A 23,448-nucleotide genomic window follows, 5' to 3' on the forward strand; every position below is an offset into this window, starting at 1 on the left:
ATGGATGATGACAACAGTAATCTCATTACCGCGAGCGAGGCCCTCACCCGGTGGCTCGGAACGGTGCGCGCCCGCAGCGGTGGCCTCGCGGCGAGCGAGGGGAAGGTCGTGGAACTCCTGCTGTCCGACCCGCTGTTCGTGGGCACGAGCACCACCGCGCAGGTCGCGGCGCGGGCGGGCGTCTCCGCCCCCAGCGTGGTACGCGCCGCTCGGGCCGTCGGGTTCAGCGGCTTCGCCGAACTCAAGATGGAGATCGCCCGCGCCCGCGGCACCGCGCAGTTCTTCGCACCGCCCGACACGCTCACGGCGGACGCCTCGACCGCGACGGTGCTGGAGACGGCGATCCGCGCGGGCAGCGACGCGCTGACCGCGCTCGGCGGCGCCCTCGACACCGCCCGGCTTGACGACGCGGTGCGCGCGGTGCGGCAGGCGGATCAGGTGCTCGCCTACGGCGCGGGCCCCTCGGCGACGGTCGCGGCGGACGCCGTCTTCCGGCTGCGGGCGCTCGGCGCGCGGACCTCGGGCATCCAGGACCACGAGTCCGCGATGATCGCGATGCGGCTGCTCGGCCCCCGGGACGTGCTCGTCGCCGTCAGCTCGACGGGGCGCACCGCCGCGACGCTCGCCGTCGCCGACGCCGCCTCCTCGGCCGGCGCCACGCTGATCGCGATCACCAACCAGTACGGCACCCCGCTCGCAGACCTCGCCGACATCGCCCTCGTCGTGGGCGGCGTGCCGCTGCCCGCGCAGATGGCCGCGGCGGGCAGCCGGCTCGCCCAACTCGTCGTCGTCGACGCGCTGGGCGCGGCCCTCGCCCTGCGGGACCCGGAGCGCAGCCGCCGGGCCGAGCGCGCCGGCATCGACCTTCCCGACATCGTCTGATGCGCGCGGGCACGATCGCGCTCGTCCTCATAGCCGCCGCCGCGCACGCGCTGTGGAACATCGTGTCGAAGTACAAGCGGGGCGACACCGTCCTGTTCGTGTGGGCGTACACCTGCGCGTCGGCGGTGCTGTGCGTCCCGGTCGGCGTCGTCCTGGCGGTCGAGGGCACCCAGCCCGTCACCCACCAGCTCGCCGCGGCCTCGGCCGTGTCGGCCGCGCTGCACGTGGTCTACTCCCTGACGCTGCAAGGCGGTTACGACCGCGCCGACCTCGGTGTGGTCTACCCGGTCGCCCGTGGCACGGGGCCGCTCCTGACGATGTCGTCGGCGGTCCTGCTCCTCGGCGAACGCCCCACCGCGGCCGCGGTGCTGGGGGGCCTCACCGTCGTCGCCGGGATCGTCGTCGTCACCGGCAACCCGTTCGGCGGCGGTGGTAGCCACCCGGCGCGCGGGATCGGGTGGGGCGCGGCGACGGGCGCCTCGATCGCCGCGTACACCCTCTGGGACAGCTACTCGGTCACGTCCCTGCACCTGGCGCCCGTCAGCTACTACTCCGGCACGCTGCTGCTCCAGTGCCTGTTCCTCACCCCCGAGCGCCCTGCGCCGCAGGACGGAGATCGCGTCGACCGTCCGGCGGAACGCGGCACCTGTCCTCACCGTCGCGGTGTTCTCGCCGTTGGCCTACATCCTCGTGCTCTCCGCCATGCGGACGGCGCCCGTCGCGCTGGTCGCGCCACTGCGCGAGTCGTCCATCGTCGTCGGCTCGCTCCTCGCCTGGCGGCTGTTCCACGAGGCCCACTTGGCGCGCCGCCTCGTCGGCGCGGCCGCCGTCCTCGCCGGCATCGCGGCGATCAGCCTGTGACGCCCCGGGCGCGGTCCGGCCGCCGGCGGGGCGGCCGCCTGGACGGCCGCGGCGGCCAGGGTACGGCAGGCCGGTGTCCTGCGTCCGCGGCGCGCGGCCGGGCGGGGGTCGTACCGCGCGACGGCGCGGGGCGCGGGGCGGGCCTGCGCCCGGTCCCGCGCCCCGTGTTCCTCCGTCAGGGGCGGCGCGACGGCCCTGGCACCCGGGTCAGGGCGGACCGGGGAGAGAGGAGGGCCCCGGGGGTCGTCGGCGCTCGCCGCGGCACGCTGGTCAGCACCAGCCTCCGCCGAGGTTGGAGAACGCCGCCCAGGCGGCCTTGGTCTTGGCTCCGGCGATGCCGTCGACGCCGCCGGTGTCGTAGCCGACGTAGTTGAGGAAGCGCTGGAGGGCGCGGATGGTGTTGGGGCCCACGGCTCCGTCGACGCTGCCCGCGTTGTAGCCGAGGGCGTTGAGGAAGCTCTGCCAGGCCTTCCAGCTGCTGGTGCCGAGCTGGCCGTCGATCGCGCCCGGGCTGTACCCGGCGTCGCGGACGTAGCACTGGACGCTCTTGGCCTCTGCGGTGTTCAGGCCGAGGTTGTTGACGGCCGCCTGGATGGTGGCGGCGCTCGCGGTGGCGGGCCGGGCGGGCGCGGCGGTGGCCGCGGTGGCGCCGACGAGTCCGCCGGTGGTGAGAGTCGCAGCGGTGAGGATGCCTGCTAATGCTCTCGTGAACCTGTGCTGTGCCATGTGTGTCTCCCCCATATGGCGGTGTCAAGGACGACGGACACGCTACCGCCGCCCCGTTGTGAAGCACTGGTCCCGGTTGTGAGGATTTCCCCTGACTCCTCCGCTCCTGGGCAGACCCGCACCCCGTGAACGTCCTCATCGGCGCCCGGGGTACCTTCGACGGGTGCTGCGAACCCTGCTGACTCGGCGCTGGATCGTCCTGACCCTGGTGCTGGCCGCCCTCATCCCCACCTTCTACCGGCTGGGGCTGTGGCAGTACCACAGATACGAGCAGGCGAACGCGCTCAACCAGATGATCGACCGCAACCAGAGCGCCGCGCCGGCGCCGGTCACCTCGCTGTCCAGGCCCGGCGGCACCGTGCCGTTCTCCCTGACCTACCGCACGGTCTCCGCGACAGGGCACTACGACGCGGCACACCAGTTCGTCGTCAGGCAGCGCACCAACGCGTCGAGCGCGGTGGGCTTCCAGGTCGTCACGCCGCTGATCACCTCCACGGGTGAGGCGGTCCTCGTCAACCGGGGCTGGGTCGCGCCCGCTTCGCAGAGCGGCACCGCCTATCCCGAGGTCCCGGACGTGCCGGGCGGCACGGTCACCGTGACCGGACGGCTGCGCCCGGACGAGACCTACGCGAGCACCGGCATCCACAAGCGGGCCAGCCTGCCCCCGCACCAGTCCGTGATCATCAACAGTGCCGAGCACGCGCGGGAGATCCCCGACCCGGTCGTCGCGGGGTACGTGGAACTCACCGCCACCTCCCCGAAGCCCGCCGCATCCGCGGAGGCCGAGCTCGTGCCGGGGCCGCAGCAGGACACCAACTCGATGGCCGTGGTCGGCCAGGGCGTGCACCTGCCGTACGCCATCCAGTGGTGGATCTTTGCCGCCGCCGTGCCCCTCGGCTGGTGGATCCTGCTCCGGCGCGACACGGAGATCGACGCGGAGGCGCAGGCGGCGGCCGCTCCCGGGGGCGCCCCCGCGGGGCCGGGGCCGGACCCGGAGGCCGAGCCGGAGCCCGAGTCCGAGCCCGCCGCCGCTGCGCCCGCGCCGCCCGCGGGCGGCGCGGTCTCGCCCGCCGCCGACCTGTACGCGCTGCTCGGCAACGGCCGGCGGCGGTACCGGGACGGCTGAGGCGCCACGGCCGCACGGCCCACCCCTGCCGCAGGCTCGGGCTCGGACCGGCCGCAGGAGCGCGTCCCCCGCGCAGAGCGTTCCGGTCGCGCGGAGCATTTCGGCACGGCCGTCACCATCGAGGGCGAAGTTAGCTTAGCCTTACCTTCATGGCTTCCCGTACGCGCATCCAGCCGCACAGCCCCGCGCTGTTCCGCGCCTCCGTCCTCGCCTGCACGCGCCTCACGCCCAGCATGCAGCGCGTGACCGTACAGGGCGAGCAGCTGCTCGACTTCCCCTGGCGCGGTTACGACCACTGGTTCCGCCTCTTCTTCCGCCACCCGCACCAGGACCGCTTCCACCCGCCCGAGGTCGTCGGCACGACGTGGTGGAAGCCGTATCTCGCGATGCCCGAAGAGACCCGTCCCTACTGCGCCAACTACACGGTGGCCGACTTCCGCGCCGAGAGCGGCGAACTGGACATCGACGTGGTCCTGCACCGCGGGGACGACGGCGCACTCGAAGGCGGGGTCGCCATCTGGGCCTCCTCCGTGGTGCCGGGCGAGCAGCTGGCCCTGCTCGACCAGGGCGTCCTGTTCGACCCGCCCGCCGACGCCGCGAGCGTGCTGCTCGTCGCCGACGAGAGCGGCCTGCCCGCGGTGGCGGGGATCCTGCGCTCGCTGCCCCCGGGGACCGTGGGCCGGGTGCTGCAGGAGGTGCCGCTCGATGCCGACCGCCGGGCCCTGAGCGCGCCGCCCGGCATGCGCGTGGAGTGGCTCCCCCGCGCCGACGCGCGCGCCGTGCCGGGCACCAAGGCGCTTGCGGCGCTCAGGGAGTGCGCCGACATCGACCCGCGCGGCTACGCCTTCGTCGTCGGCGAGCAGACGCTCGCGGCGGAGGGCCGCCGCCATCTGCACGGCGCGGGCATGCCGAAGGAGCGCATCACCTTCTCCGGCTTCTGGCGCACCGCACAGGCCCCGGCGGTCGCGGTCGCCTCGGGGGGCTGACGGGGGACGGCCTCGCCGCGGGCCGCACCGGTGCCGGGCCCGCCCACGGGGGCACCGGGCGGCCGGGGGCGCCAGGTCCGCGTCAGGTGCGCGCGGAGAGACCGGGAGCGCGTTCGCCGCGCTCAGCGGCCGGCTCCGCCGGCGCGGCGGGCCTGCGCCACAGGGGCCTGAGCCGGCGGGTGAGCAGGTAGACGACGGCCGAGGCGCCGGCCGCGACGAACATGCTCAGGTCGCCCGCGCCCGGATGGGCGGCGGCGAAGGGCCCGGTGTAGAGGGACGACTGCCAGAACGGCACGGAGGCCGCGACGCCGCAGGCCCAGGCCACCGCGCCCCAGTCGAGGACCCTGGAGCGGTCGTAGAGCTCGCCGATCCTGCCGCGGTCGGCGCGCCCGCCCAGGTAGAAGTCGAGCAGCAGGACGGTGGCGAAGGGGGCGATGAAGTACGCCGTCAGGTTGAGGAAGACCTTGAACTTGTCCTCGGTGCCCGAGGCCCCCCACAGGCTGATGGCGTAGGCGAGCACGCAGATGGCGGCGACCGCCTGGGAGCGGGTCACGGGGACCTTCAGGGTCTGTACGGAGATGGCGCCGCCGTAGACGTTGAGGAAGTTCTGCGCCAGGGCCGAGAGGCCGACGGCGATCAGCGCGGGGACGGCGAACGGCCCGGCCAGCTGGTGCAGCGCCACGATCGTGTCGGAGCCGGAGGCGGAGCCGCCGACCACCACGCCGAGTATGCCGAGCCAGCAGATGGTGACGAAGTTGCCGAGGCCGGTGTACCAGGTGGTCTGCCGGACGACGCCGGGGGTGTCGGGCAGGTAGCGCGAGTAGTCGGAGGCGAACGGAGCCCACGCGACGAGGAAGGCGAGGAACCAGCCGCCCAGGGTGATGGATCCCCCGGCCGTGCCGACGTAGCCGCCCGCGTGCGGATCGGCCGCGAAGAGGCTGCCGCCGCGCACCACCGCCACGACGGTGATCAGAACGAACAGCGGGGTCAGCACGTAGGTGAGGGCGCGCTGGAGGAAGTTGATCATGTTGTAGCCGTAGACGGCCACGACGAGTTCCGCGGCCGTGAGCACGGCGCCGCAGAGCCAGACCGGCAGGTGGGTCAGTTCCCCGAACGCCTTGCCGCCGAGGATGACCGTGACCGCCGCCCAGCCGATCCCGGAGAAGACGTTGATGTAGGCGACGGGCAGGAAGTTCCCGTAGAAGCCGAGCGGTCCCCTGGCCTGGATCTGCTGGGGCACGCCGAGGCGCACCCCCATGCGCGACATCACGGCCATCAGGACGGAGCCCACGGCGGCGCCCGCGACGACCGCGAGGACGGCCGTGGGAAAACTCAGCCCGAACCAGGCCGCGTTGAACCCGACGAGGATGATCGGGAAGTTGAGGCCCGCGGCGAACCAGACGAAGAACTGCGAACTCGGCCTGCCGTGCCGCTCGCTGTCGGGGATGTGGTCGACGCCGAAGGGTTCGACCTTGGTGACCGTGCTGCCGTACACGGGCCCTCGGGGGCCTGCGGATGTCATGGCGCGCTCCGGAAGACGTCGGGGCGGGGGCTGGGGCGGGTCACCACGGGAGGGGCGCCGTCCGCGAGATGTCGAAGAAGCCGCCGCCGCTGTAGACGAGCGGGGCGCGGTCGGTGTGGTGGGCCGCGACCACCCGGCCGGTGAAGACGGTGTGGCTTCCGGCCTCGATGCGCTCGCCGATCTCGACCTCCAAGTGGGCGCTCGAACCGTCGATCAGCGGCGTGCCGTGCTCGCCCGGCGTCCACAGGACCTCGGCGAACTTGTCGTCGCTCTTGCCCGCGAAGGTCTTGGCGACCTCCAGCTGGTCGGCCGCGAGAATGCTGACGCCCAGGTGGGTCGCGCGGTGCAGGGCGGGGTGCGTGGCCGAGCTGCGCTGGACGCAGACCAGGACCATGGGCGGGTCGAGCGAGATGCTGGAGAAGGCGTTGACCGCGAGGCCCTTGGGGGTGCCCGCGTCGTCGGTGGTCACCACCGTGACCCCGGTGATGAACCTGCGGTGGACCCCGCGCACCAGATCGGGGTCGACCGCGGCGGTGTGGCCCGTGGTGATGACGCCGATGGCTTCGAGCAGCTGCCTGGCGTCGAAGGTCACCCACTCCTCGGCGACGGTGTCCCCCTCGAAGCGCGCGAAGGTCGCCCCGGACACCTCGACGCGCCTGCCGGTGGGCGGCACTCCGAGGAAGGCGCCGGCGTGTGCCCCGGTGCTGCGCCAGCGGACGGCCAGCCGGTCGCCGTCCTCGACGACGTCCTCGATCTCGGTGTGCAGGTCGGGGAACGCCTCGCGTACCGCGCTGATGCCCGCCTTGAACTCGCCCCGGCCCTGGGGGGTGCCCGCGGGGCCCCTGCGGCGCACGTAGGCGGGGGCGAGCAGGTCGTCGAGCGCGTCGACGGCGCCCTCGTTCCAGGCGGCGTGCCAGGTGCTCCTGAGGCGCGCGGCCCGGTCCGTCGGGGTGGCGGCCCCGATGGGGCCGGTGTGGTCAAGAGTGCGGCTCATATCGATCCCCTCAACGAGACTCTTGCATGGCAGACGACCGTAAGAACCGAAGAGTTGGACTGTCAATGCTCGTGCGGAAATTACTCGACGAACCGGGCGGGGGGCGGTAAATGCTCTGGTCAGGGGCGCGCGTTCGCCGCCACCCCTTGACGGGCCCCCAGGGGACTCCTAGCCTCGCTGCCATGGCACAGCAACAACCAATACGTCATGCGGTCCGCTTCTGGCCGTCCGCCCCCGTACGGCGGCCCGGCCGCGCGCCCGCCGCGCCGGGGGACGGCGGCGCCCCCGCGGCACCCGGCCAGGGACGCGCCGCATGAGCGGCCTGCGCAAGGTCGTCACGCTCGTCGACGAGGTGCTGACCGAGGTCGGGCGGCCGGTGGCGACTCCGGTGCGGAGGGCCGCGGCGGCCGCGGTCGTCCGCAATCCGTGGGCGGGCCGGGGCTTCGTCGCCGATCTCCAGCCGGAGGTCGAGTCCCTCGCCCCCGGCCTCGGGCACCTGCTCACCGGGCGGCTGATCGACGCGCTCGGCGGGGCGGACCGCGTCGAGTCCTTCGGCAAGGCGGCCGTGGTGGGGCTCGACGGCGAGATCGAGCACGGTGGCGCGCTGATCCACACACCGTACTTCGGCAATGTGCTCAGGGAGTTGACCGGGGGCACCTCGATCATCGTGTTCAGCGACGACCGCCTGGCGGCCGGCGAGCCGCTGACCGTTCCGGTGTGGCACAAGTCGGCCGCCGCCACCCGCTCCCACTACCAGACGGTCCAGATCCGGGTGCCGGACGCCCCGCGCCCCGACGAGATCGTCGTGGTCGCCGCGGCCGCGTCCGGGCCACGGCCCAACGCCCGTATCGGCGACCGCCGTTCCGACCCCGAAGTCCGCCTCGCCGACCTGGAGACCACCCGATGAAACTGCGCAAGATCATCTCTCTCACCGAGGACGTCCACACCGAGGGCGGCCGGGCCGTCGACCCCGTCGCGCGCACGGCGGTGGTGCTCGCCGTGATCGAGAACCCGTGGGCCGGGCGCGGCTTCGTCACCGACCTGCTGCCCGGCATCGACGACGTCGCCCCCGAGCTGGGCGCGCTGCTCGCGCCACGGGTCGTCGAGGCGCTCGGCGCGCCGGTGGAAGCGTACGGCAAGGCCGCGATCGTGGGGCTCGACGGCGAGATCGAGCACGGCAGCGGCCTGATCCACACACTGAAGTTCGGCGACCACTTCCGCAAGGCGGCGAACGCCACCACACTGCTGCCCGCGGTGGAGAAGCGGGCCGTCGCAGGCGCCGTCTTCGACATCCCCCTCAAGCACATCACCGACGCGACGATCCGCTCCCACCACCAGAGCATCGAGGTGCGGGTGCCGGACGGCCCGCGCGCGGACGAGATCGTGATCGGCCTGGCCGCGGCGTCGCAGGGGCGCCCGCAGGCCCGGCTCGCGCCGCTGGCGAGCGAGCGGTAGCCGGCCGTGGGGAAGCCGACCCTGGTCCTGCTGCACGGCGTCGGACTCGACCGCACCATGTGGGAGCCCGTCGCGGCGCTGCTCGCCGACCGCTTCACCGTACGCGCCCTCGACCTGCCGGGGCATGGCGCGCGGCCCCCGGTGGGCGCCCGGGCCACCCTCGCCGAGCTGGCCGAAGGGGTGGCCGCCGGAGTGCCGGCCGGCGCCCACCTGGTCGGGTTCTCGCTCGGTGCGCTGGTGGCCCAGCACCTCGCCCTGCACCGCCCGGAATTGGCCGCGACCCTGACCTCCGTCAGCTCGGTCTGCAAGCGGACCGAGGACGAACGCGCGGCCGTGCGGACGCGGTTGCACCTCGCCGAGACCGACTTCGCCGCGAGCACGGCCGCCTCGCTCGAACGGTGGTACGCGGGTACGGACGTCCCGCCCGGCACCGTCAGGCGGACGGAGGCGACGCTGCGCGCCAACGACCCCGGCTCCTTCCTCGCCTGCTACCGGGTGTTCGCCACCGCGGACGCCGAACTCGGCCCCCGCCTGGGCGAGATCGCTTCCCCGGCCCTCGCGGTGACAGGGGCGGACGACCCCGGGTCGACGCCCGCGATGGCCCGCAGGCTGGCCGCGGCGCTGCCCTCGTGCCGCGCCGTCGTCGTCCCCGGAGCCCGCCACATGCTGCCCGTCGAGCGCCCGGCTGCGCTCGTCGAGGCCCTCACCTCGTTCATCGGAGAGAGCGCACATGCCTGACCCCACAGGAACCACCACCTGGCAGCACTTCATCGGCGGCGCGTGGGTGGAACCCGCGGACGGGGCGTACTTCGACAGCACGGACCCGGCCACCCGCCGCACGCTCTACCGTGCGGCGCGCGGCACCGCACCGGACGTCGCCCGCGCCGTGGCTGCCGCGCAGGACGCCTTCGAGCGCCCCGGCTGGCGCGATCTGAGCCAGACCCGGCGCGGCCATCTCCTGCGCCGCCTCGGTGAGTTGATCGGGGAGCACGCGGAGGAACTCGCGGTGGCCGAGTCGCGGGACAACGGCAAGCTGCTGCGCGAGATGCGCGGCCAGCTGGCCGCGCTGCCCGAGTACTACCACTACTACGCGGGGCTCGCGGACAAGATCCACGGCTCCACCGTCCCCGCCTCGGACCGCCGGGTGCTCAACTACACGGCCCGCGAACCGCTCGGCGTGGTGGGCGCGATCACCCCCTGGAACTCCCCCCTCACGCTGACCACCAGCAAGCTCGCCCCCGCCCTGTGCGCGGGCAACACCGTCGTGGTCAAGCCGTCCGAGCACACCTCGGCCTCCGGCCTCCGCCTCGCCGAGCTGGCGCTCGAAGCCGGCTTCCCGCCCGGTGCGGTGAACGTGGTCACCGGCTTCGGGCCTGAGGCCGGGCAGGCCCTGGTCGACCACCCGGGCCTCGCCAAGATCTCCTTCACCGGCTCGACCGCCACCGGGTCCCGCATCGCCGCCGCGGCCGCACGCCGCTTCGTCGGCTCGACGCTCGAACTCGGCGGCAAGTCACCGCAGATCGTCTTCGAGGACGCGGACGTCGCCAACGCCGCCATGGGGGTGGTCGCAGGCATCTTCGCGGCGGCGGGGCAGACCTGCATCGCGGGCAGCCGGGTCCTCGTCCACCGCTCGGTCCACGACGAGCTGGTCGAGCGGGTCTGCGAGCGCGCGCGCACCATCCGCATCGGCGACCCGCTGGCCGAGGAGACCGAACTCGGCCCGCTGGCCTTCGAGGCGCAGCGCGAGAAGGTGGCCTCCTACGTCGATCTCGGGCGGAGCGAGGGCGCCCGCGTGCTGACCGGGGGCGCCGCGACCGACGGCGGCCTCGGCGGCTTCTTCTACGAGCCCACCGTCCTGGTGGACGTCGACAACACCATGCGCGTCATGCGCGAGGAGATCTTCGGCCCGGTGGTCGCGGTGCTGCCCTTCGACACCGAGGAGGAGGCCGTACGCCTCGCCAACGACAGCGACTACGGGCTGGCTGCGGGCGTCTGGACCACCCGGCTGGCGCGCGCCCACCGGGTCGCGGCGCGCCTCGACGCGGGCACCGTCTGGGTCAACACCTACCGCGCGATGTCGCCGATGTCGCCGCGCCAAGGCTTCAAGAGCAGTGGCGTCGGTGTCGAACACGGCACCGAGGCGGTCAAGGAGTACACCCGGCTCAAGAGCGTCTGGATCAACACGAGCGAGGAGCCGCTCGCCGACCCGTTCACGATGCGGAGCTGACATGCCACAGGTCACCATCACGCTCGGCCGGGGCCGCACACCGCGGCAGCTGCGCACCCTGCTGCACGAGGTGCACGCGGCGGTGCTGCGCTCCGTGGACACCAGGCCGGAGCACATACGCGTCGTCGTCCACGAGGTGCCCGCCACGCACTGGGCCACCGGCGACGCGACCCTCGCCGAGCTGCGCGCCGCCGCAGCGCCCCCCGCAGGGGCGGGCACCGGGCCCGCCCTCGGGTCCCCCGCAGGACCCGCCACCGAGGAGAAGGAGCCGTCATGAGGTTTTCACTGTTCGCGCACATGGAGCGCTGGGACGAGTCGACCAGCCACAGGCAGCTGTTCGAGAACCTCACAGAACTGGCCCTGATGGCCGAGGCCGGCGGATTCAGCACGGTGTGGGTGGGCGAGCACCATGCCATGGAGTACACGATCTCCCCCAGCCCCCTGCCGATCCTGGCGCACCTCGCGGCGCGTACGTCGACCGTCCGCCTGGGCGCGGGCACGATCATCGCCCCCTTCTGGCACCCGGTCAGGGCCGCGGGCGAGACGGCCCTGCTGGACGTCATCAGCAACGGGCGGATGGAGGTGGGCATCGCCCGCGGTGCCTACCAGATCGAGTTCGACCGCCTCGCCGACGGCCTCAAGGCCACGGACGGCGGCCGCCATCTGCGTGAACTCGTTCCCGCCGTGAGGGCGTTGTGGCAGGGGGACTATGCACACGACGGCGAGATCTGGCAGTTCCCGACGGCCACCAGTGTGCCCAAGCCGGTGCAGCGGCCCGCCCCGCCGATGTGGATCGCCGCCCGGGACCCCGCCTCCCACGACTTCGCCGTCTCCCAGGGCTGCAACGTGATGGTGACCCCGCTGATGAAGGGCGACGAGGAAGTCGCCGACCTCAAGGCCAAGTTCGACACCGCCGTCGCCGACCACCCCGAAGTGCCCCGCCCTGACCTGATGGTGCTGCGGCACACCCATGTCCACCCGGCCGACGACCCGGACGGCTGGCGTCCCGCCGCCGAGGGCATCAACCGCTTCTACCGCACCTTCGACGCGTGGTTCGGCAACAGGACGGCGCCCGTCAACGGCTTCCTCGAACCGAGCCCGCCCGAGAAGTTCGAGGGCCGCCCCGAGTTCACCCCCGAGTCGCTGCACAGGACGGCCGTGATCGGCACCCCCGCCGAGGTCGTGGAGCGCCTGCGGGGCTACGAGGAACTCGGCGTCGACGAGTACAGCTTCTGGATCGACAACAGCCTCTCGCACGAGGAGAAGCGGGCCTCGCTCGAACTGTTCGTCAAGGAGGTCGTCCCCGCGTTCCAGTAGCGCCACCGCCCCGCACGGCAATACGGTACTTGTATGGCACAAGGCTCCACCGTACCCACGGATTGACCTGCGACTTCCGGGTCACTACCGTCTTGTGCCATGCAAGACTCCACGGGGCGACCGAGCAGGCGGCTGCCGAAGGCCAGTATGCAGTCACAGGTGGCCGACGAACTCCGCCAGATGATCATCAGCGGTGAGCTGCCGCCCCGCTCCAGCCTCTCCGAGATGGCCCTCTCGGAGACCTTCGGGGTCAGCCGCACCCCGATCCGCGAGGCCCTCAAACAGCTCCAGACCGAGGGCCTGGTCGAGATCAGGCCCCGGGTGGGCACCTTCGTCGCGGTCCCCTCGCACCGGGACGTCGCCGAGCTCTTCCAGATGAAGGAACTGCTCGAAGGGGCCGCGGCCCGCCTGCTCGCGCTGCGCGGCCGGGTTCCGGAGACGGAGCGGCTCCAGAGCATGATGGCCGAGGCCGACGAGGCGACCAGGGCGGGCGAGGTCGAGCGGTACGGCCGGCTCGTGCACGAGTTCCACGACCTGATCGTGGTGGGCGCGGACAACGGCAAGCTGGAGGCCCACTACCGCACGCTGATGAACCAGCTCGCCTACGCCCGCCTGGTCCGCACCTCGCTCGCCCAGCCGGGCCGGCTCGACGAGTCGGACTACGAGCACCACCAGGTGCTCGACCTCATCCTGGCCAAGGACGGCAACGGCGCGGAACGCACGATGCGCGAACACGTGCGCCGCAGCCACCAGGCGCTCCTCGCCGGCTGGGACGCGGCGGAGGACGCCGGGGCCGGGGCCGGACGGGAGAGGCCGGGCCCGGGGCGCCGCTGAGCGGCCCGCCCCGGCGTGCCGCGCCCGGCCCCTCCCGAAGCGGGGCCCGCCCCGGTGCTCACCCGCCCGCGCCCGGCGGCGGGGGCGCGGGTGCCGAGGCAAGCCTCGCCAGCTCCGCCCTGTCGGTCTTGCCGAGCGCAGTGCGGGGCAGGGCCGCCAGGACGCGGACCTCGTCGGGGAGCTTGTACGGCGCGAGGCCGTGGGCCGTGAGGTGCGCAGCGAGGTCGGAGCGGGTGGGCGGGGCGCCGCGGGCGACGACACAGGCGCAGACACGCTCGCCGAGCCGGTCGTCGGGCAGGCCGACCAGCGCGGCGTCCTGGACGGCGGGATGGGCCACGAGATGGTTCTCCACCTCCTCGACGGGGACCTTCTCGCCCGCCCGGTTGATGACTTCTTTGACGCGGCCCTCGACGACGAGGTGCCCTGAGGACAGGCGGCGCACCAGGTCCCCGGAGCGGAAGAAGCCGTCCGCGGTGAACGCGGCGCGGTTGTGCCCGGGCGCCCGGTAGTAGCCACGGAGGGTGTACGGGCCGCGGACCAGGAGTTCGCCTGTCCCGCCCGCGGGCACCTGGAGGCCGTCGGGGCCGACCACCCGGATCTCGTCGTCCGCGCTCAGGGGCCGGCCCTGGGAGCCCCACACCAGCTCGTCCGGGTCGTCGAGGCGGGTGAGGCACAGCAGGCCCTCCCCCATGCCGAACACCTGCTGGAGCGCGCAGCCGAGCTCCGCGCGGACCCTGCGGGCCGTCTCGTCCTTGAGCCGGGACCCGCCGACCTGGAGGAGCCGCAGGCTCGACAGGTCGTCGCCCGACCAGCCCGCGGCTTCGAGCCACAGCAGGACGAGGGAGGGCACGAGCGCGGTGTGCGTGACCCGCTCCGTCGCGATCAGCGGGAAGGCGGTGTCCGGGCTGGGGTCGGGGCAGAGCACGGCGGTGCCGCCCGCATGGAGTGTTCCGAGGAGGCCGGGGCAGGCGAGGGGGAAGTTGTGGGCTGCAGGCAGCGCGACGAGGTAGCGGGTGGTCCGGGTGAGGCCGGCCACCTCGGCGGACGCAACGGCGTTGTAGACGTAGTCGTCGTGGGTGCGCGGGATCAGCTTGGGCGCGCCGGTGGTGCCGCCCGAGCACAGCAGGAGCGCCACCTCGCCGGGGTCGCGCGCCGGCAGCGCGCGGGGCGGCGCGGGCAGGGATGCGTACGGGGTGAACTCGGCGGCGTCGCCGACGACCACAACGTGCCGCAGCCGCGGCGCCCGGGCCCCTACCGCCCGCGCCAGGGGGCGGTAATCGAAGCCGAGATGGGTGTCGGGGACGACGTACGCCACCGCCTGCGAGAGGTTGAGCAGGTGCACGATCTCCGCCTCGCGGTGGGCGGGCAGCGCCATCACCGGGATGGCGCCGAGCCGGAACAGGGCGAAGGCGAGCTCCACGAACTCGGCGGTGTTCGGCAGGTGCACAAGCACCCGGTCGCCGGAGGCGATGCCGAGGCCGTACAGTCCCGCCGCCAACCCGTCGGCGCGCGCGTCCAGTTCGCGGTAGGTCAGGCGGCGGGCCCCGGCCACCACTGCGATGTCGTCGGGCGCGGCCGCCGCGCGCCCGCGGAGCAGCGACCCGAGCGCACGGCCCCGCCAGTGGCCGCGGGCGCGATAGCGGTCGGCGAACTCCCGCGGCCAGCCGGTGCATCCGTCCAGCACGGTCAGTCCTCCCTCGGTACGACGTGGGGGGCGACGCTGCGGAGCTTCTCGCAGGTCTCCTCGTACTCGCGCTCCGGCCGGGACGCCCCGACGATGCCGGCGCCCGCCCTCAGCCAGGCGCGGCCGTCTCGCTGGTAGACGGCGCGCAGAACGAGTGCGGCGTCGAGCGAGCCGTCCGCGCCCGCGCGCAGGACCGCGCCCGCGTACAGTCCGCGCGGCTCGTCCTCCAGCTCCCCGATCAGCCGGTACGCGGCCCGCTTGGGGATGCCGGACGCGGTGACGGGCGGGAAGACCGCGCCGAGCGCGTCCCAGGCGGTGCGGTCCGCGGCCAGGTCGGTGGTGACCCGGGAGGCGAGGTGCTGCACGCTGCCACGGCGCTTGACGGTGAGGAACTCCCCCACGCGGGTGGTGTGGAGTGCGCCGACCGAGGTGAGTTCCTCGACGGCAAGTCTGACCGAAGTGGCGTGCTCGTAGACCTCCTTGGGGTCGCGGTGGAGTTCGGCGCACAGGGCAGCGTCGGTGTCCTCGTCGCCTGTGAGGGCGCGGGTGCCGGCCAGGGGCTGGGTGGTCGCGGTGCCGTCGCCCGGCGCCTCGACGACGGTCTCCGGACTGAACCCGGCGGCCTGGGTGCCGCCGAGGTCGAGCAGGAAGGAGCGCGCGGGGGTGTTGGCGAGGCGCCCCGCCGCGTAGGTGGCGGGCATGTCGACGGGGTACGGCACGTCGACGGTGCGCGACAGGATGACCTTGTCGAGCGCGCCCTTGCGGATCTCGGCGACCGCGTGGGCCACTCGGGTGCGGTAGGTGTCGTCGGGCGCCTCCACGTCGACGGGTTTCGGCGCCGGCGCGGCCGGGGCGGGCCCGGCGAGCGCCGCACGCAGGCGGCCGGGCAGGGCGGGATCGGTGGTGCGGATGCCGATGCCCCGCCGGGTGATGGTCAACTCGGTCGCGGGGACGATGAGGTGGGCCAGGACGGTGTCGTCGTCAGGCGCCGCGCCGCCCGCCAGTTCGAAGGACAGCCAGCCGTACGCGTGCGCGTCGGCGACCGGACTCACCCGCACTGCGGCGCTCAGTGCCGCCCAGGGCGCGCCCCGCCACGGCACGGGCCCGGTCGCGGTGTGCACGGCGCGGGCGTCGACCCGCAGATGGGCCAGCGGGTCGCCCGCGACGTGACAGCACCCTTCGCGCTCGTAGACGACGTACTGGGCGAAGAGGCCGGAGGCGGCGAGGCGCGCGGCGGTGGCCGGCGGATCGAAGAGACCCGCCACGGTGTCCTGCCGGTACTGCTCTGGCATGGTTCTCCTCCTGGTCAGCGGCGGTGGGCCGGGCGCAGCGGTGCGGCCACCAGGTCGGCCACATGGGCGACGTGGGGCTCCTCGATGCAGCTGAAGTGGTTGCCGTCGATCTCGGTGACCGGCAGGTCGCCGAGGCACACCTCGCGCCAGAAGGCGAGGGTGGTGTCGTCCATGCCGGGGGCGAACCCGGAGGCGGCGCGGGGCAGCAGGAAGCGGATGTCTCCTGCGTACGGTTCGGGGCTGAGGCGGGCGGAGAGGAAGCTCTGCCGGAAGACCCGGAACATGCCGGCGACCATCTCGGGCGGGACGTCGGCACCGCCCGCCTCCGTCGCGGTGCGCGCGTACACCGCGAACCGCTCCTCGCGGGTGAAGGAGGCGAGGTGGCGGAAGAAGGCGCCCGCGCGGTCGAGTTCGGGGTCCCCGCCCACGCCGCCGAGCGAGCCGGGCGGCACCTTGCCGCCGTTCTCCTCGATGACCTGCATGAAGCCGCGGACGAGCGTGTCGGCGTCGAGGTCCCCGAGGCCCGTCCGGGCGAGGGAGATGTGCAGGTTGGGGACGAACAGCACCTCGATCATGAGGTCGTCCTCGACGTCGAAGACGACCGGGTGGCTGCTGATGAGGACCAGGTCCTCGACGGTGATGCCGCGCTCGTCGAGGCGGCGGGCCACCTCGGTGGCGTAGAGGCCGCCCAGGCAGTAGCCGATGAGCTGGACGCGGTCGTGGCCCTCGGCGGCCAGCCGGTCGGCGTAGTCGTCGGCGGCGCGTTCGACGACGCTCGCGGGGTCCTGGGCGAGGTAGCGGTCGGTGTCGTCGATGACGACGCCGAGTACCGGGCCGAGGTCCTGTGCGACGAGGCGGGCGGCGAGGGGCCGGTAGCAGTCCATGGTGCCGAGACCGGCGTGGAACATCACGCGCAGCGGCCCCTCGCCCGTGCTGGAGAACGGCATCAGGGCGGCGTTGCCCGTGGCGGCCCTGCGCAGGGCGGGGGTGGCGTCCTGGCTCTCGCACACGGTGAGGAACGCGGCGAGTTCCGCGAGCGTGGGGTGGTTGAGCAGGTGCCGCAGCAGGGTGTCGAAGGGGACGGGGGACGCCTCGGGGACCTCCTCGCGCAGCCGCCCTGCGAGCCTGGCCATGATCAGGGAGTCGGCGCCGTGGTCGTAGAAGCTGTCGGTACGGCCGGGGAGGCCGCCGGGGAGTGCCTCGGCGACGAGTGCGGCGAGCCTGGCCTCGAAGGGGTCGGCGGGCTGTTCGCCGCCCCGCCGCGGCTCGGCGCCGGTGGCCGCCGGGCGCCAGGTGGCCAGGGTGCGGCGGTCGACCTTTCCGTTGGTGGTCAGCGGCAGCGCGTCGGCGATCTGTACGTGGGTCGGGACCATCGGGGCGGGCAGCCGCTCCCGCAGGAAGGCGGTCAGCTCGGCCTCGGTGACGCGGGCCCTGCCGGTCTTGAACCTGGCCGTGAGGAGGTGGATGTGCTGCGGCGCCAGGGCGTGGCCGGCCTCGGGCAGGCTGAGCACGTCGTCGGCGCCGGCCTCGGCGAGCAGCCGGGACCACTGGTCGAGGCCGAGATAAGAGGTGCCGTGGGCGCGCTCGTCCTCGGGCTCGGTCATCATGAACGCCTGCGACACCAGGATCCAGGGGTGTTCGCGGGTGGGCTCGGTGAGGATCAACCGCCCGCCGGGGGCGACGAGTTCGGTGAGCCGGTGCAGCGAGGACCGGATGTCGCGGGCGTTTTCGAGCACGCCCGCGGCGAGCACCACGTCGTAGCTGTTGGGCGTGAGGCCCTGGGCCCGGTGCCCGGCGTCGACGTCGAAGACGCCGAAGCTCATACGTGGGTTCTCCCGGTCGCCGAAGCGGCGGCGGGCCTCGGGCAGGAAGAACGCGGCGACGTCGGTGACGTGGTAGGTGGCGTCGCGGCCCGCGAGCGCCGCGACGGCGTCCTCGGTGGTGCCACCGGTGCCCGCGCCGACTTCGAGGACCCGCAGCGGCCGGTCGGCGGGGTGGGCGGCGGCGGTGTGCGCCAGCAGTTCGGCGACGGCACTGTTGTGGTAGCGGGCGGTGGCGTTGCGGCGGTAGAGGGCGTGCGCGGTCTCGAAGCCGCCGTCGGGGAAGAGCAGGTCGACGGGGTCCTGCTCGCCGGAGAGCAGGGCGGGCAGCCGGTCGGTGTGCGCCCTGACGTAGGCGAGGAAGTCGCGCGACGCGACCCGGTCGTCCCAGGCCGCGGCCGCTTCCCGCCACAGCCGGGCGGCGTCCCGCCCGTCCGGCTCCACGGCGGCGCCGTGCCCGTCGAGCACGGCGAGCCAGCGGCGCGCCAGCCAGTGGTGGCGCGGGGCGATGCCCGCCCGCGTGAGGGCGTCGGCCGAGGGGGGTTCGCCGGTGCCGGGGAGGAGGCCGAGCCGGTGCAGAGCGGCGGCCATGGAGGCCAGGACGGCGGCGTCGAGGGCGTCGGTGTGCGCAGCCACCGCCGCGTGCCCGAGGCCGGCCGCGGTGGCGTCCGCCGCGGCGCTCACCGCCGCGGCGAGGCCCTTGTCTGCGGGGGCCCCGGGCACGGGGGCAGGCTCGACGGCGGCGAGGAGCGCCCGGTCGTCGCCGCTGCCGTCGACGACCGCCGCGGCCGCCGCGACGGCGGGGTGCTCCTGGAGGGCGGCCTCGATCTCCCCCAGTTCGATGCGGTGGCCGCGGATCTTGACCTGGGTGTCGGCGCGGCCGAGGAACTCCAGCTCGCCGCCGGGGAGGTAGCGGCCGAGGTCGCCCGTGCGGTAGAGACGCTCGCCGTCCTCGGGGTGGACGACGAAGCGCTGCGCGGTGGTCTCCGGGTCCCCCAGGTAGCCGGTCGCCAGTCCGTGCCCGCCGATGTACAGCTCGCCCGGCACCCGTACGGGGCGGTCGCGGAGGTCGGCGTCGAGCACCCGGAAGGTCTGGTTCGCCAGCGGCCGACCGTAGGGGATGCTGCGTCGCTGCGCGTAACTTCCCTGGCAACGGTGGTAGTTGGACCAGATGGATGCCTCGGTCGCGCCGCCGAGCGCCACCAGTTCGAGTGCGGGGAGCAGGTCGGCGAGCGTGTCGGGCAGGGTCACGGGTATCCAGTCGCCCGACAGCAGCGCGAGGCGCAGTGTGGGCAGCGCGCGGCCTGGCTCGTTCTCCAGGTAGGTGGCGAGCATCTGGAGGAGCGCGGGGACGGAGTTCCAGAGGGTGACGCCGTGCCGTGCGATCAGTTCGGCCCAGTGGGAGGGGTCGGTGGAGCGGTCGGGGTCGGGCAGGACGAGGGCGCCGCCGGCCGCGAGCGGACCGAAGAGGTCGTAGACGGAGAGGTCGAAGCCGAGCGACGCGAGGGCGAGCACCCGGTCGTCGGCGGTGACGCCGAAGCGCCGGTTGACGTCCTCGACGGTGTTGAGGGCGGCGCGGTGGCTGATGACCACACCCTTGGGGCGGCCGGTGGAGCCGGAGGTGTGGATGACGTAGGCCGGGGCGTCGGGGTCCGCGCCGCCGGTGGCGGCGGTGGCGGTTCCCTCGGCGGGCGCCAGGGTGTCGACCGCCACCGCGCGGACGCCTTCGTACTCCTCCGCGGGCAGCCAGGACTGGGTCAGCACGTGCCGTACGCCGGCGTCGCGCAGGATCGCCGCGCGGCGCAGCGGCGGCTGCGCGGCGTCGACCGGCAGGTAGACGCCGCCCGCGAGGAGGGTGCCGAGAACGGCGACGGACTGTTCGGGGCCCTTCTCCGTCACGACCGCCACGAGGTCGCCCCCGGCGCAGCCGCCCGCGCGCAGCTCCGCGGCGACCGCGGCGGCGCGGCGGGCGAGTTCGCCGTAGCTCAGGGTGCCGCCCGACCAGATCACTGCGGTACGTTCCGGGTCCTGTTCGGCCCGCGCGAGGACGGCGCGGTGCAGGGGTGCGTCGGGGAGCGGGGCCGCGGTGTCGTTGGCCCGCCGGCGCTCCTCGGCCTGCCGGGCGGGCAGCGCCACCGGGTGGGCGCTGTCCCACGGCCCGTCGTCGTCGGCGAGGTCCCGCAGCAGTGCCTCGAAGGCGCCGAACATGTCGTCGGCGAGGCCCTCGGGGAAGACGCCCTCGCGTATGTCCCAGTTGACCTGGAGTCCTTCGGCGTCGTCCATGGCCTGGCAGTCGATGAACACCTGCGGGGTCTGGGTGATCCCGGACCCGTCGAGCCGGCCCTCGGCCCTGCCGCCCGTGCCGTCGTCGCCGAGGCCGATGGCGCTGGTGAAGACCACCGGCATCAGGGCGGCCTCACGGCCGCGGCGGCGGGCGAGTTCGCGCAGCACCTCGACGCCCGAGCAGAGCCGGTGGTCGAGGTCGTCGAAGAGCCGGTCGGAGAGGACGCGCACCTGTTCCGTGAAGGGCGCGCCTGCCTCAGGCTCGACAGCCAGGAGGCTGACGCTGGTGAAGTCGCCGACGACCCGGCCGATCTCCGCGTGCAGCGGCAACCGGTTGAGCACGGTCAGGTTGAGGGTGAACCGGGGGGTGGCGCTCCAGCGGCCGAGCACGGTCGCGTAGGCGCCCATGACCACGGCGGACGGGGTGAGGCCGCGGCTCTGCGCCCGCTTCTTGAGACGGGCCCAGGCCGCCTCGTCCAGCCGCAGGAAGCGGCGCGCGAAGCGCGGTGCGCCGTGGTCCGCCTCGGCGAGCGGCAGGTCGGGGGCGGGCGGCAGGGTGTCGAGCCGGGCGTGCCAGTAGTCACGGTCCCGCTGGTAGGCGGGCGACTCGCGCAGGGCCCGCTCGGCGAGCAGGTAGTCGCGGAACTCCACGCCGACGGGCCGCAGTTCTGCGTTTGGTTCGCTGTGCAGCGCCTCGAACTCCCCCAGCAGCAGCCAGATGCTCGCCCAGTCGGCGATGAGGAAGTCCATCGACAGGTGCAGGACCGCGCGTTCGGGGGTGCGGGTGACGCGCAGGTCGAACAGGGGCCAGGAGGCGGTGTCGTGGACCCGGTGGCCCATCTCCTCGCGGGCGCGCTCCAGGGTCTCCTGGGCGGCCTCGCCCGCCGCGGTGGTGGCGGGCACGCACAGCCGCGGCACCTCGGGCAGGATCCGCTGGTGGCCCGCGGGGTCGATGACGGCACGCAGCATGGCGTGCCGCTGCACGAGCCGGTTCCAGGCGTCCTCGGTGCGGGCCGGGTCGAGGTCGGGGTAGCCGACCTCCAGATAGACATGGCAGGCGACACCGCCGTAGCCGAAGGCGTCGTTGCGGCCGAGCAGGTAGGCCGACTGGACGTCGGTGAGCGGGAAGGGCTCGTGGCGGGCCGCGGGGTCGGGGACGAGGGCGGTCGATCTCGCCTCGTCGCGCAGGTGGTCGAGCACGCGGGCCTTGTGGCGGCCCAGGCGCGCCAACTGCCCTTCGCGCAGTGCTCCCTTGGGGGCACGGTAGCGGAGCGTGCCGTCCTCCTCCCACAGGTGGACGCCCGCCTGCCGGAGTTCCGCGATCAGCTCTGCCGGGGTGGTCTCGGGGGTCATCGGTGGATCTCCTTGGCCGTGGACGGCGCGATGTTGGCGTTGTGGCGGAAGAGGTTGCCGGGGTCCCAGTCGTCCTTGGTCCGGGCGAGGCGCGCGTAGGCCGCGTCCCCGTAGGCGGCCCGTACCCAGTGGGGTTCGGGGTCGGGCAGCAGGTTGACGTACGGGCCGCGTGTGACGTCCCCGAGCGCCTGCCGGGCGGCGCGTGCGGGCCGCATGTGCTCGGGGCTGTCGGGGTCGCCGTACCACTGGGCGCACAGCTCGACGAACCAGCGGGCGTCGCGGTGCGTGAAGGCGGTGGGTCCCGCGGGGGCCCGTGCGATGGCTCCGCCGAGCGCGCCGATGACGACGGAGAACGCGGGGCCGCCGGTCTCCCAGTGGGCGAGGAGGAGGTCGAGGGTGTCGTCGGTGAGGTCGGTGAGGAGTTCGCCGCGGTTGTAGACCTGCTGTCGCGTGGCGTCCGGCGGGGAGGGCAGCAGCCGCTGATAGGCGGCGTACGGGCGGCGGGTGACGCCGTCGTGCACCGGCCGCACGGGGCCGCGGCGCAGCGGGGCGAGGACGGCGTCGGCGTCCTCGGGCGCCCCGAACCAGCTGGGGATGAGCACGGCGCAGCGCTCGTAGTGCAGGTGCCCGGGGACGAACGGCAGCGGCGGCGCGGTCCAGACGACGGCGACGAGGGAGGCGGCGTCGGGGGCGCCCGCCAGCCAGTCGCGGGCCGCACGCAGGGCGTCCCTGGCCTGGCCCGCGGGGTGGACGAGGGGACCCGCGACGACACCGTCGACGGGGTGCAGCCGGTAGCCGAAGCGGGTGACGACGCCGAAGTTGCCGCCGCCTCCGCGCAGGGCCCAGAAGAGGTCCTCGTGGGTGTCGGCGTCGGCGCGCAGGTGCCGGCCGTCGGCGGTGACGACGTCGAAGAACGTGACGTTGTCGCTGGTGAGCCCGTACTGGCGGGAGAGGTCTCCGACGCCGCCGCCCAGGGTGTGTCCTGCGATGCCCACGTCGGGGTTGCGGGGGCCCGGCACGGCGAGGCCGTGCTCCTGGGTGGCCGCGTCGAACTCGCCCCAGGTCAGGCCGGGCCCGGCCACGGCGGTACGGCCCAGCGGGTCGATCTGCAGGTTTTTCATGCCGCCGAGGTCGAGGACGACGCCGCCGTCGCAGGTGCCCCAGCCCGCCACATGGGCGCCGCCGCCGCGCACCGCGACAGCGAGCCCCCGGGTGCGGGCGTGGGCGAGGACGGCGATCACGTCGTCCGCGTCGGTGCAGCGGGCGATCAGCGCGGGGCGGCTGTCGGCCCGCGCGTTGCGTACGCGCCGGGCGCGCTCGTATCCGGGGTCGCCGGGGGCGAGGAGGCGGCCGCGGAACCCGGGCAGTGCGGTCATCGCGCGGCCGCCCTGCCGCCGGGGCCCGCGAGGGCGGCGCCGTGCAGCCTGCCGGGCGCCAACGGCGCGTTGAGCCCGTCGAGTTCGACGCCGAGCACCCCGGTGGCCGCTGCGGGCTCCACGGTCAGCGGGCCGCCGGGGCCGAGGTGGGCGGCGAGGCTGTCGAAGGCTGCGCGGTCGGCGTCGGCGACGCCCAGGCGCACCCGGCCGACACGCCGGGCGCCGTTGGCATGGCGCACGTCGGTGGGCCGCTGCGGGGGGCTGTACGCGGAGACGACGAAGGGCAGCGCGGCGGGGCGGGTGGCGAGGAACTGGTAGCGCACGGCGGCCCCGTCGGGGCGGGTCCTGCGGCCGTCCATGACGCGCGAGACGCGCACACCGGACGTCCGCAGGGTGGTGTGGACCCGGCCGAGGGCGGTGTCGTCGGTCTCCAGGGCCAGATCGCGCCAGCCCTCGTCCGGGCGGGCCCAGCGCGCGAGGCGCTCACCGGCGGCGACACCGTTGCGTGCGGCCATGGGCCACTTCAGCAGGCGGAAGACGGACGGCAGTTGGAAGAACTCGATGAACGGTCCCTCGGGGAACCAGAGCAGCGCGTTGTGGGCGCGCTCGGGGGCGCTGCCGTACTCCAGGGTGAAGCCGAGTTCTCGGTAGTCGTCGACGACGGAGCGTATGTCGTCGACCTTGCACAGGACGTGGCTGCAACGCAACAC

19 protein-coding genes and 1 pseudogene are annotated in these 23,448 nt (G+C 74.1%); 12 read left to right on the forward strand and 8 right to left on the reverse strand.

Annotated elements, in window-relative coordinates:
- From AB0910_RS18235 to AB0910_RS18245, 3 genes and pseudogenes are all read left to right on the forward strand, one after another.
- Complete coding sequence (locus AB0910_RS18235; protein WP_366745616.1) at window positions 1-882, forward strand: MurR/RpiR family transcriptional regulator; 882 nt, start codon at window positions 1-3, stop codon at window positions 880-882.
- Window positions 882-1,019 (forward strand): annotated as a pseudogene (locus tag AB0910_RS18240) (EamA family transporter); the annotation flags it as partial. The gene AB0910_RS18235 and the pseudogene AB0910_RS18240, both read left to right, overlap by 1 nt.
- A 292-nt stretch (window positions 1,020-1,311) precedes the next feature.
- Window positions 1,312-1,743 (forward strand): EamA family transporter, encoded by a 432-nt coding sequence (locus AB0910_RS18245; protein WP_366745617.1) that lies wholly within the window; start codon window positions 1,312-1,314, stop codon window positions 1,741-1,743.
- Window positions 1,744-2,013: 270 nt separating this feature from the next.
- On the opposite strand, the gene AB0910_RS18250 is transcribed toward AB0910_RS18245, so the two are convergent.
- The gene (locus tag AB0910_RS18250; protein ID WP_366745618.1) at window positions 2,014-2,469 is read right to left on the reverse strand and encodes a peptidoglycan-binding domain-containing protein; all 456 of its coding nucleotides are present in this window, start codon (window positions 2,467-2,469) and stop codon (window positions 2,014-2,016) included.
- Window positions 2,470-2,632: 163 nt separating this feature from the next.
- On the opposite strand from AB0910_RS18250, the gene AB0910_RS18255 reads away from it, so the two are divergent.
- Window positions 2,633-3,595 carry an SURF1 family protein gene (locus tag AB0910_RS18255; RefSeq protein ID WP_366745619.1) on the forward strand — a complete coding sequence of 321 codons (963 nt, stop codon included), beginning with the start codon at window positions 2,633-2,635 and terminating at the stop codon, window positions 3,593-3,595.
- A gap of 149 nt (window positions 3,596-3,744) precedes the next feature.
- Window positions 3,745-4,581, forward strand: coding sequence for a siderophore-interacting protein (locus AB0910_RS18260; protein ID WP_366745620.1), 837 nt, complete (start codon window positions 3,745-3,747; stop codon window positions 4,579-4,581).
- 82 nt (window positions 4,582-4,663) lie between these two features.
- Here AB0910_RS18260 and AB0910_RS18265 read toward each other — a convergent pair whose 3' ends face one another.
- Both AB0910_RS18265 and AB0910_RS18270 read right to left on the reverse strand, forming a co-directional pair.
- Window positions 4,664-6,103, reverse strand: coding sequence for a cytosine permease (locus AB0910_RS18265; protein WP_366745621.1), 1,440 nt, complete (start codon window positions 6,101-6,103; stop codon window positions 4,664-4,666).
- Window positions 6,104-6,143: 40 nt separating this feature from the next.
- The gene (locus AB0910_RS18270; RefSeq protein WP_366745622.1) at window positions 6,144-7,097 is read right to left on the reverse strand and encodes a flavin reductase; all 954 of its coding nucleotides are present in this window, start codon (window positions 7,095-7,097) and stop codon (window positions 6,144-6,146) included.
- 313 nt (window positions 7,098-7,410) lie between these two features.
- On the opposite strand from AB0910_RS18270, the gene AB0910_RS18275 reads away from it, so the two are divergent.
- From AB0910_RS18275 to AB0910_RS18305, 7 genes are all read left to right on the forward strand, one after another.
- Entirely contained in the window at window positions 7,411-8,004 is a 594-nt protein-coding gene (locus AB0910_RS18275; RefSeq protein ID WP_366745623.1) for an amino acid synthesis family protein, read from the forward strand.
- Complete coding sequence (locus AB0910_RS18280) at window positions 8,001-8,552, forward strand: amino acid synthesis family protein (protein ID WP_366745624.1); 552 nt, start codon at window positions 8,001-8,003, stop codon at window positions 8,550-8,552. The genes AB0910_RS18275 and AB0910_RS18280 overlap by 4 nt, the downstream gene beginning before the upstream one ends.
- Window positions 8,553-8,558: 6 nt before the next feature.
- Window positions 8,559-9,290, forward strand: coding sequence for an alpha/beta fold hydrolase (locus AB0910_RS18285; RefSeq protein ID WP_366745625.1), 732 nt, complete (start codon window positions 8,559-8,561; stop codon window positions 9,288-9,290).
- Window positions 9,283-10,779: an aldehyde dehydrogenase gene (locus AB0910_RS18290; RefSeq protein WP_366745626.1), complete on the forward strand. Its 1,497-nt coding sequence runs from the start codon at window positions 9,283-9,285 to the stop codon at window positions 10,777-10,779. The genes AB0910_RS18285 and AB0910_RS18290 overlap by 8 nt, the downstream gene beginning before the upstream one ends.
- A 1-nt stretch (window position 10,780) precedes the next feature.
- The gene (locus AB0910_RS18295) at window positions 10,781-11,056 is read left to right on the forward strand and encodes a tautomerase family protein (RefSeq protein WP_366745627.1); all 276 of its coding nucleotides are present in this window, start codon (window positions 10,781-10,783) and stop codon (window positions 11,054-11,056) included.
- Window positions 11,053-12,096 (forward strand): LLM class flavin-dependent oxidoreductase, encoded by a 1,044-nt coding sequence (locus AB0910_RS18300; protein WP_366745628.1) that lies wholly within the window; start codon window positions 11,053-11,055, stop codon window positions 12,094-12,096. The genes AB0910_RS18295 and AB0910_RS18300 overlap by 4 nt, the downstream gene beginning before the upstream one ends.
- Before the next feature lie 159 nt (window positions 12,097-12,255).
- Complete coding sequence (locus tag AB0910_RS18305) at window positions 12,256-12,930, forward strand: GntR family transcriptional regulator (RefSeq protein WP_366745629.1); 675 nt, start codon at window positions 12,256-12,258, stop codon at window positions 12,928-12,930.
- 58 nt (window positions 12,931-12,988) lie between these two features.
- On the opposite strand, the gene AB0910_RS18310 is transcribed toward AB0910_RS18305, so the two are convergent.
- From AB0910_RS18310 to AB0910_RS18330, 5 genes are read right to left on the reverse strand one after another with little or no spacing between them, the layout of a single operon-like run.
- On the reverse strand, window positions 12,989-14,614 hold the full coding sequence (locus AB0910_RS18310; protein ID WP_366745630.1) for an AMP-binding protein: 1,626 nt from the start codon (window positions 14,612-14,614) through the stop codon (window positions 12,989-12,991).
- Window positions 14,615-14,616: 2 nt separating this feature from the next.
- Window positions 14,617-15,906, reverse strand: a complete 1,290-nt coding sequence (locus AB0910_RS18315) for a salicylate synthase (protein WP_366745631.1) — start codon at window positions 15,904-15,906, stop codon at window positions 14,617-14,619.
- Between the two features lie 14 nt (window positions 15,907-15,920).
- Complete coding sequence (locus tag AB0910_RS18320) at window positions 15,921-21,362, reverse strand: amino acid adenylation domain-containing protein (protein WP_366745632.1); 5,442 nt, start codon at window positions 21,360-21,362, stop codon at window positions 15,921-15,923.
- Window positions 21,359-22,738, reverse strand: a complete 1,380-nt coding sequence (locus tag AB0910_RS18325; protein ID WP_366745633.1) for an FAD-binding oxidoreductase — start codon at window positions 22,736-22,738, stop codon at window positions 21,359-21,361. Before AB0910_RS18325 ends, AB0910_RS18320 begins: the two co-directional genes overlap by 4 nt.
- Window positions 22,735-23,448, reverse strand: a complete 714-nt coding sequence (locus AB0910_RS18330) for a VOC family protein (protein WP_366745634.1) — start codon at window positions 23,446-23,448, stop codon at window positions 22,735-22,737. Before AB0910_RS18330 ends, AB0910_RS18325 begins: the two co-directional genes overlap by 4 nt.

This window comes from Streptomyces sp. NPDC047002 (assembly GCF_040704505.1).
Taxonomy (GTDB): Bacteria; Actinomycetota; Actinomycetes; order Streptomycetales; family Streptomycetaceae; genus Streptomyces.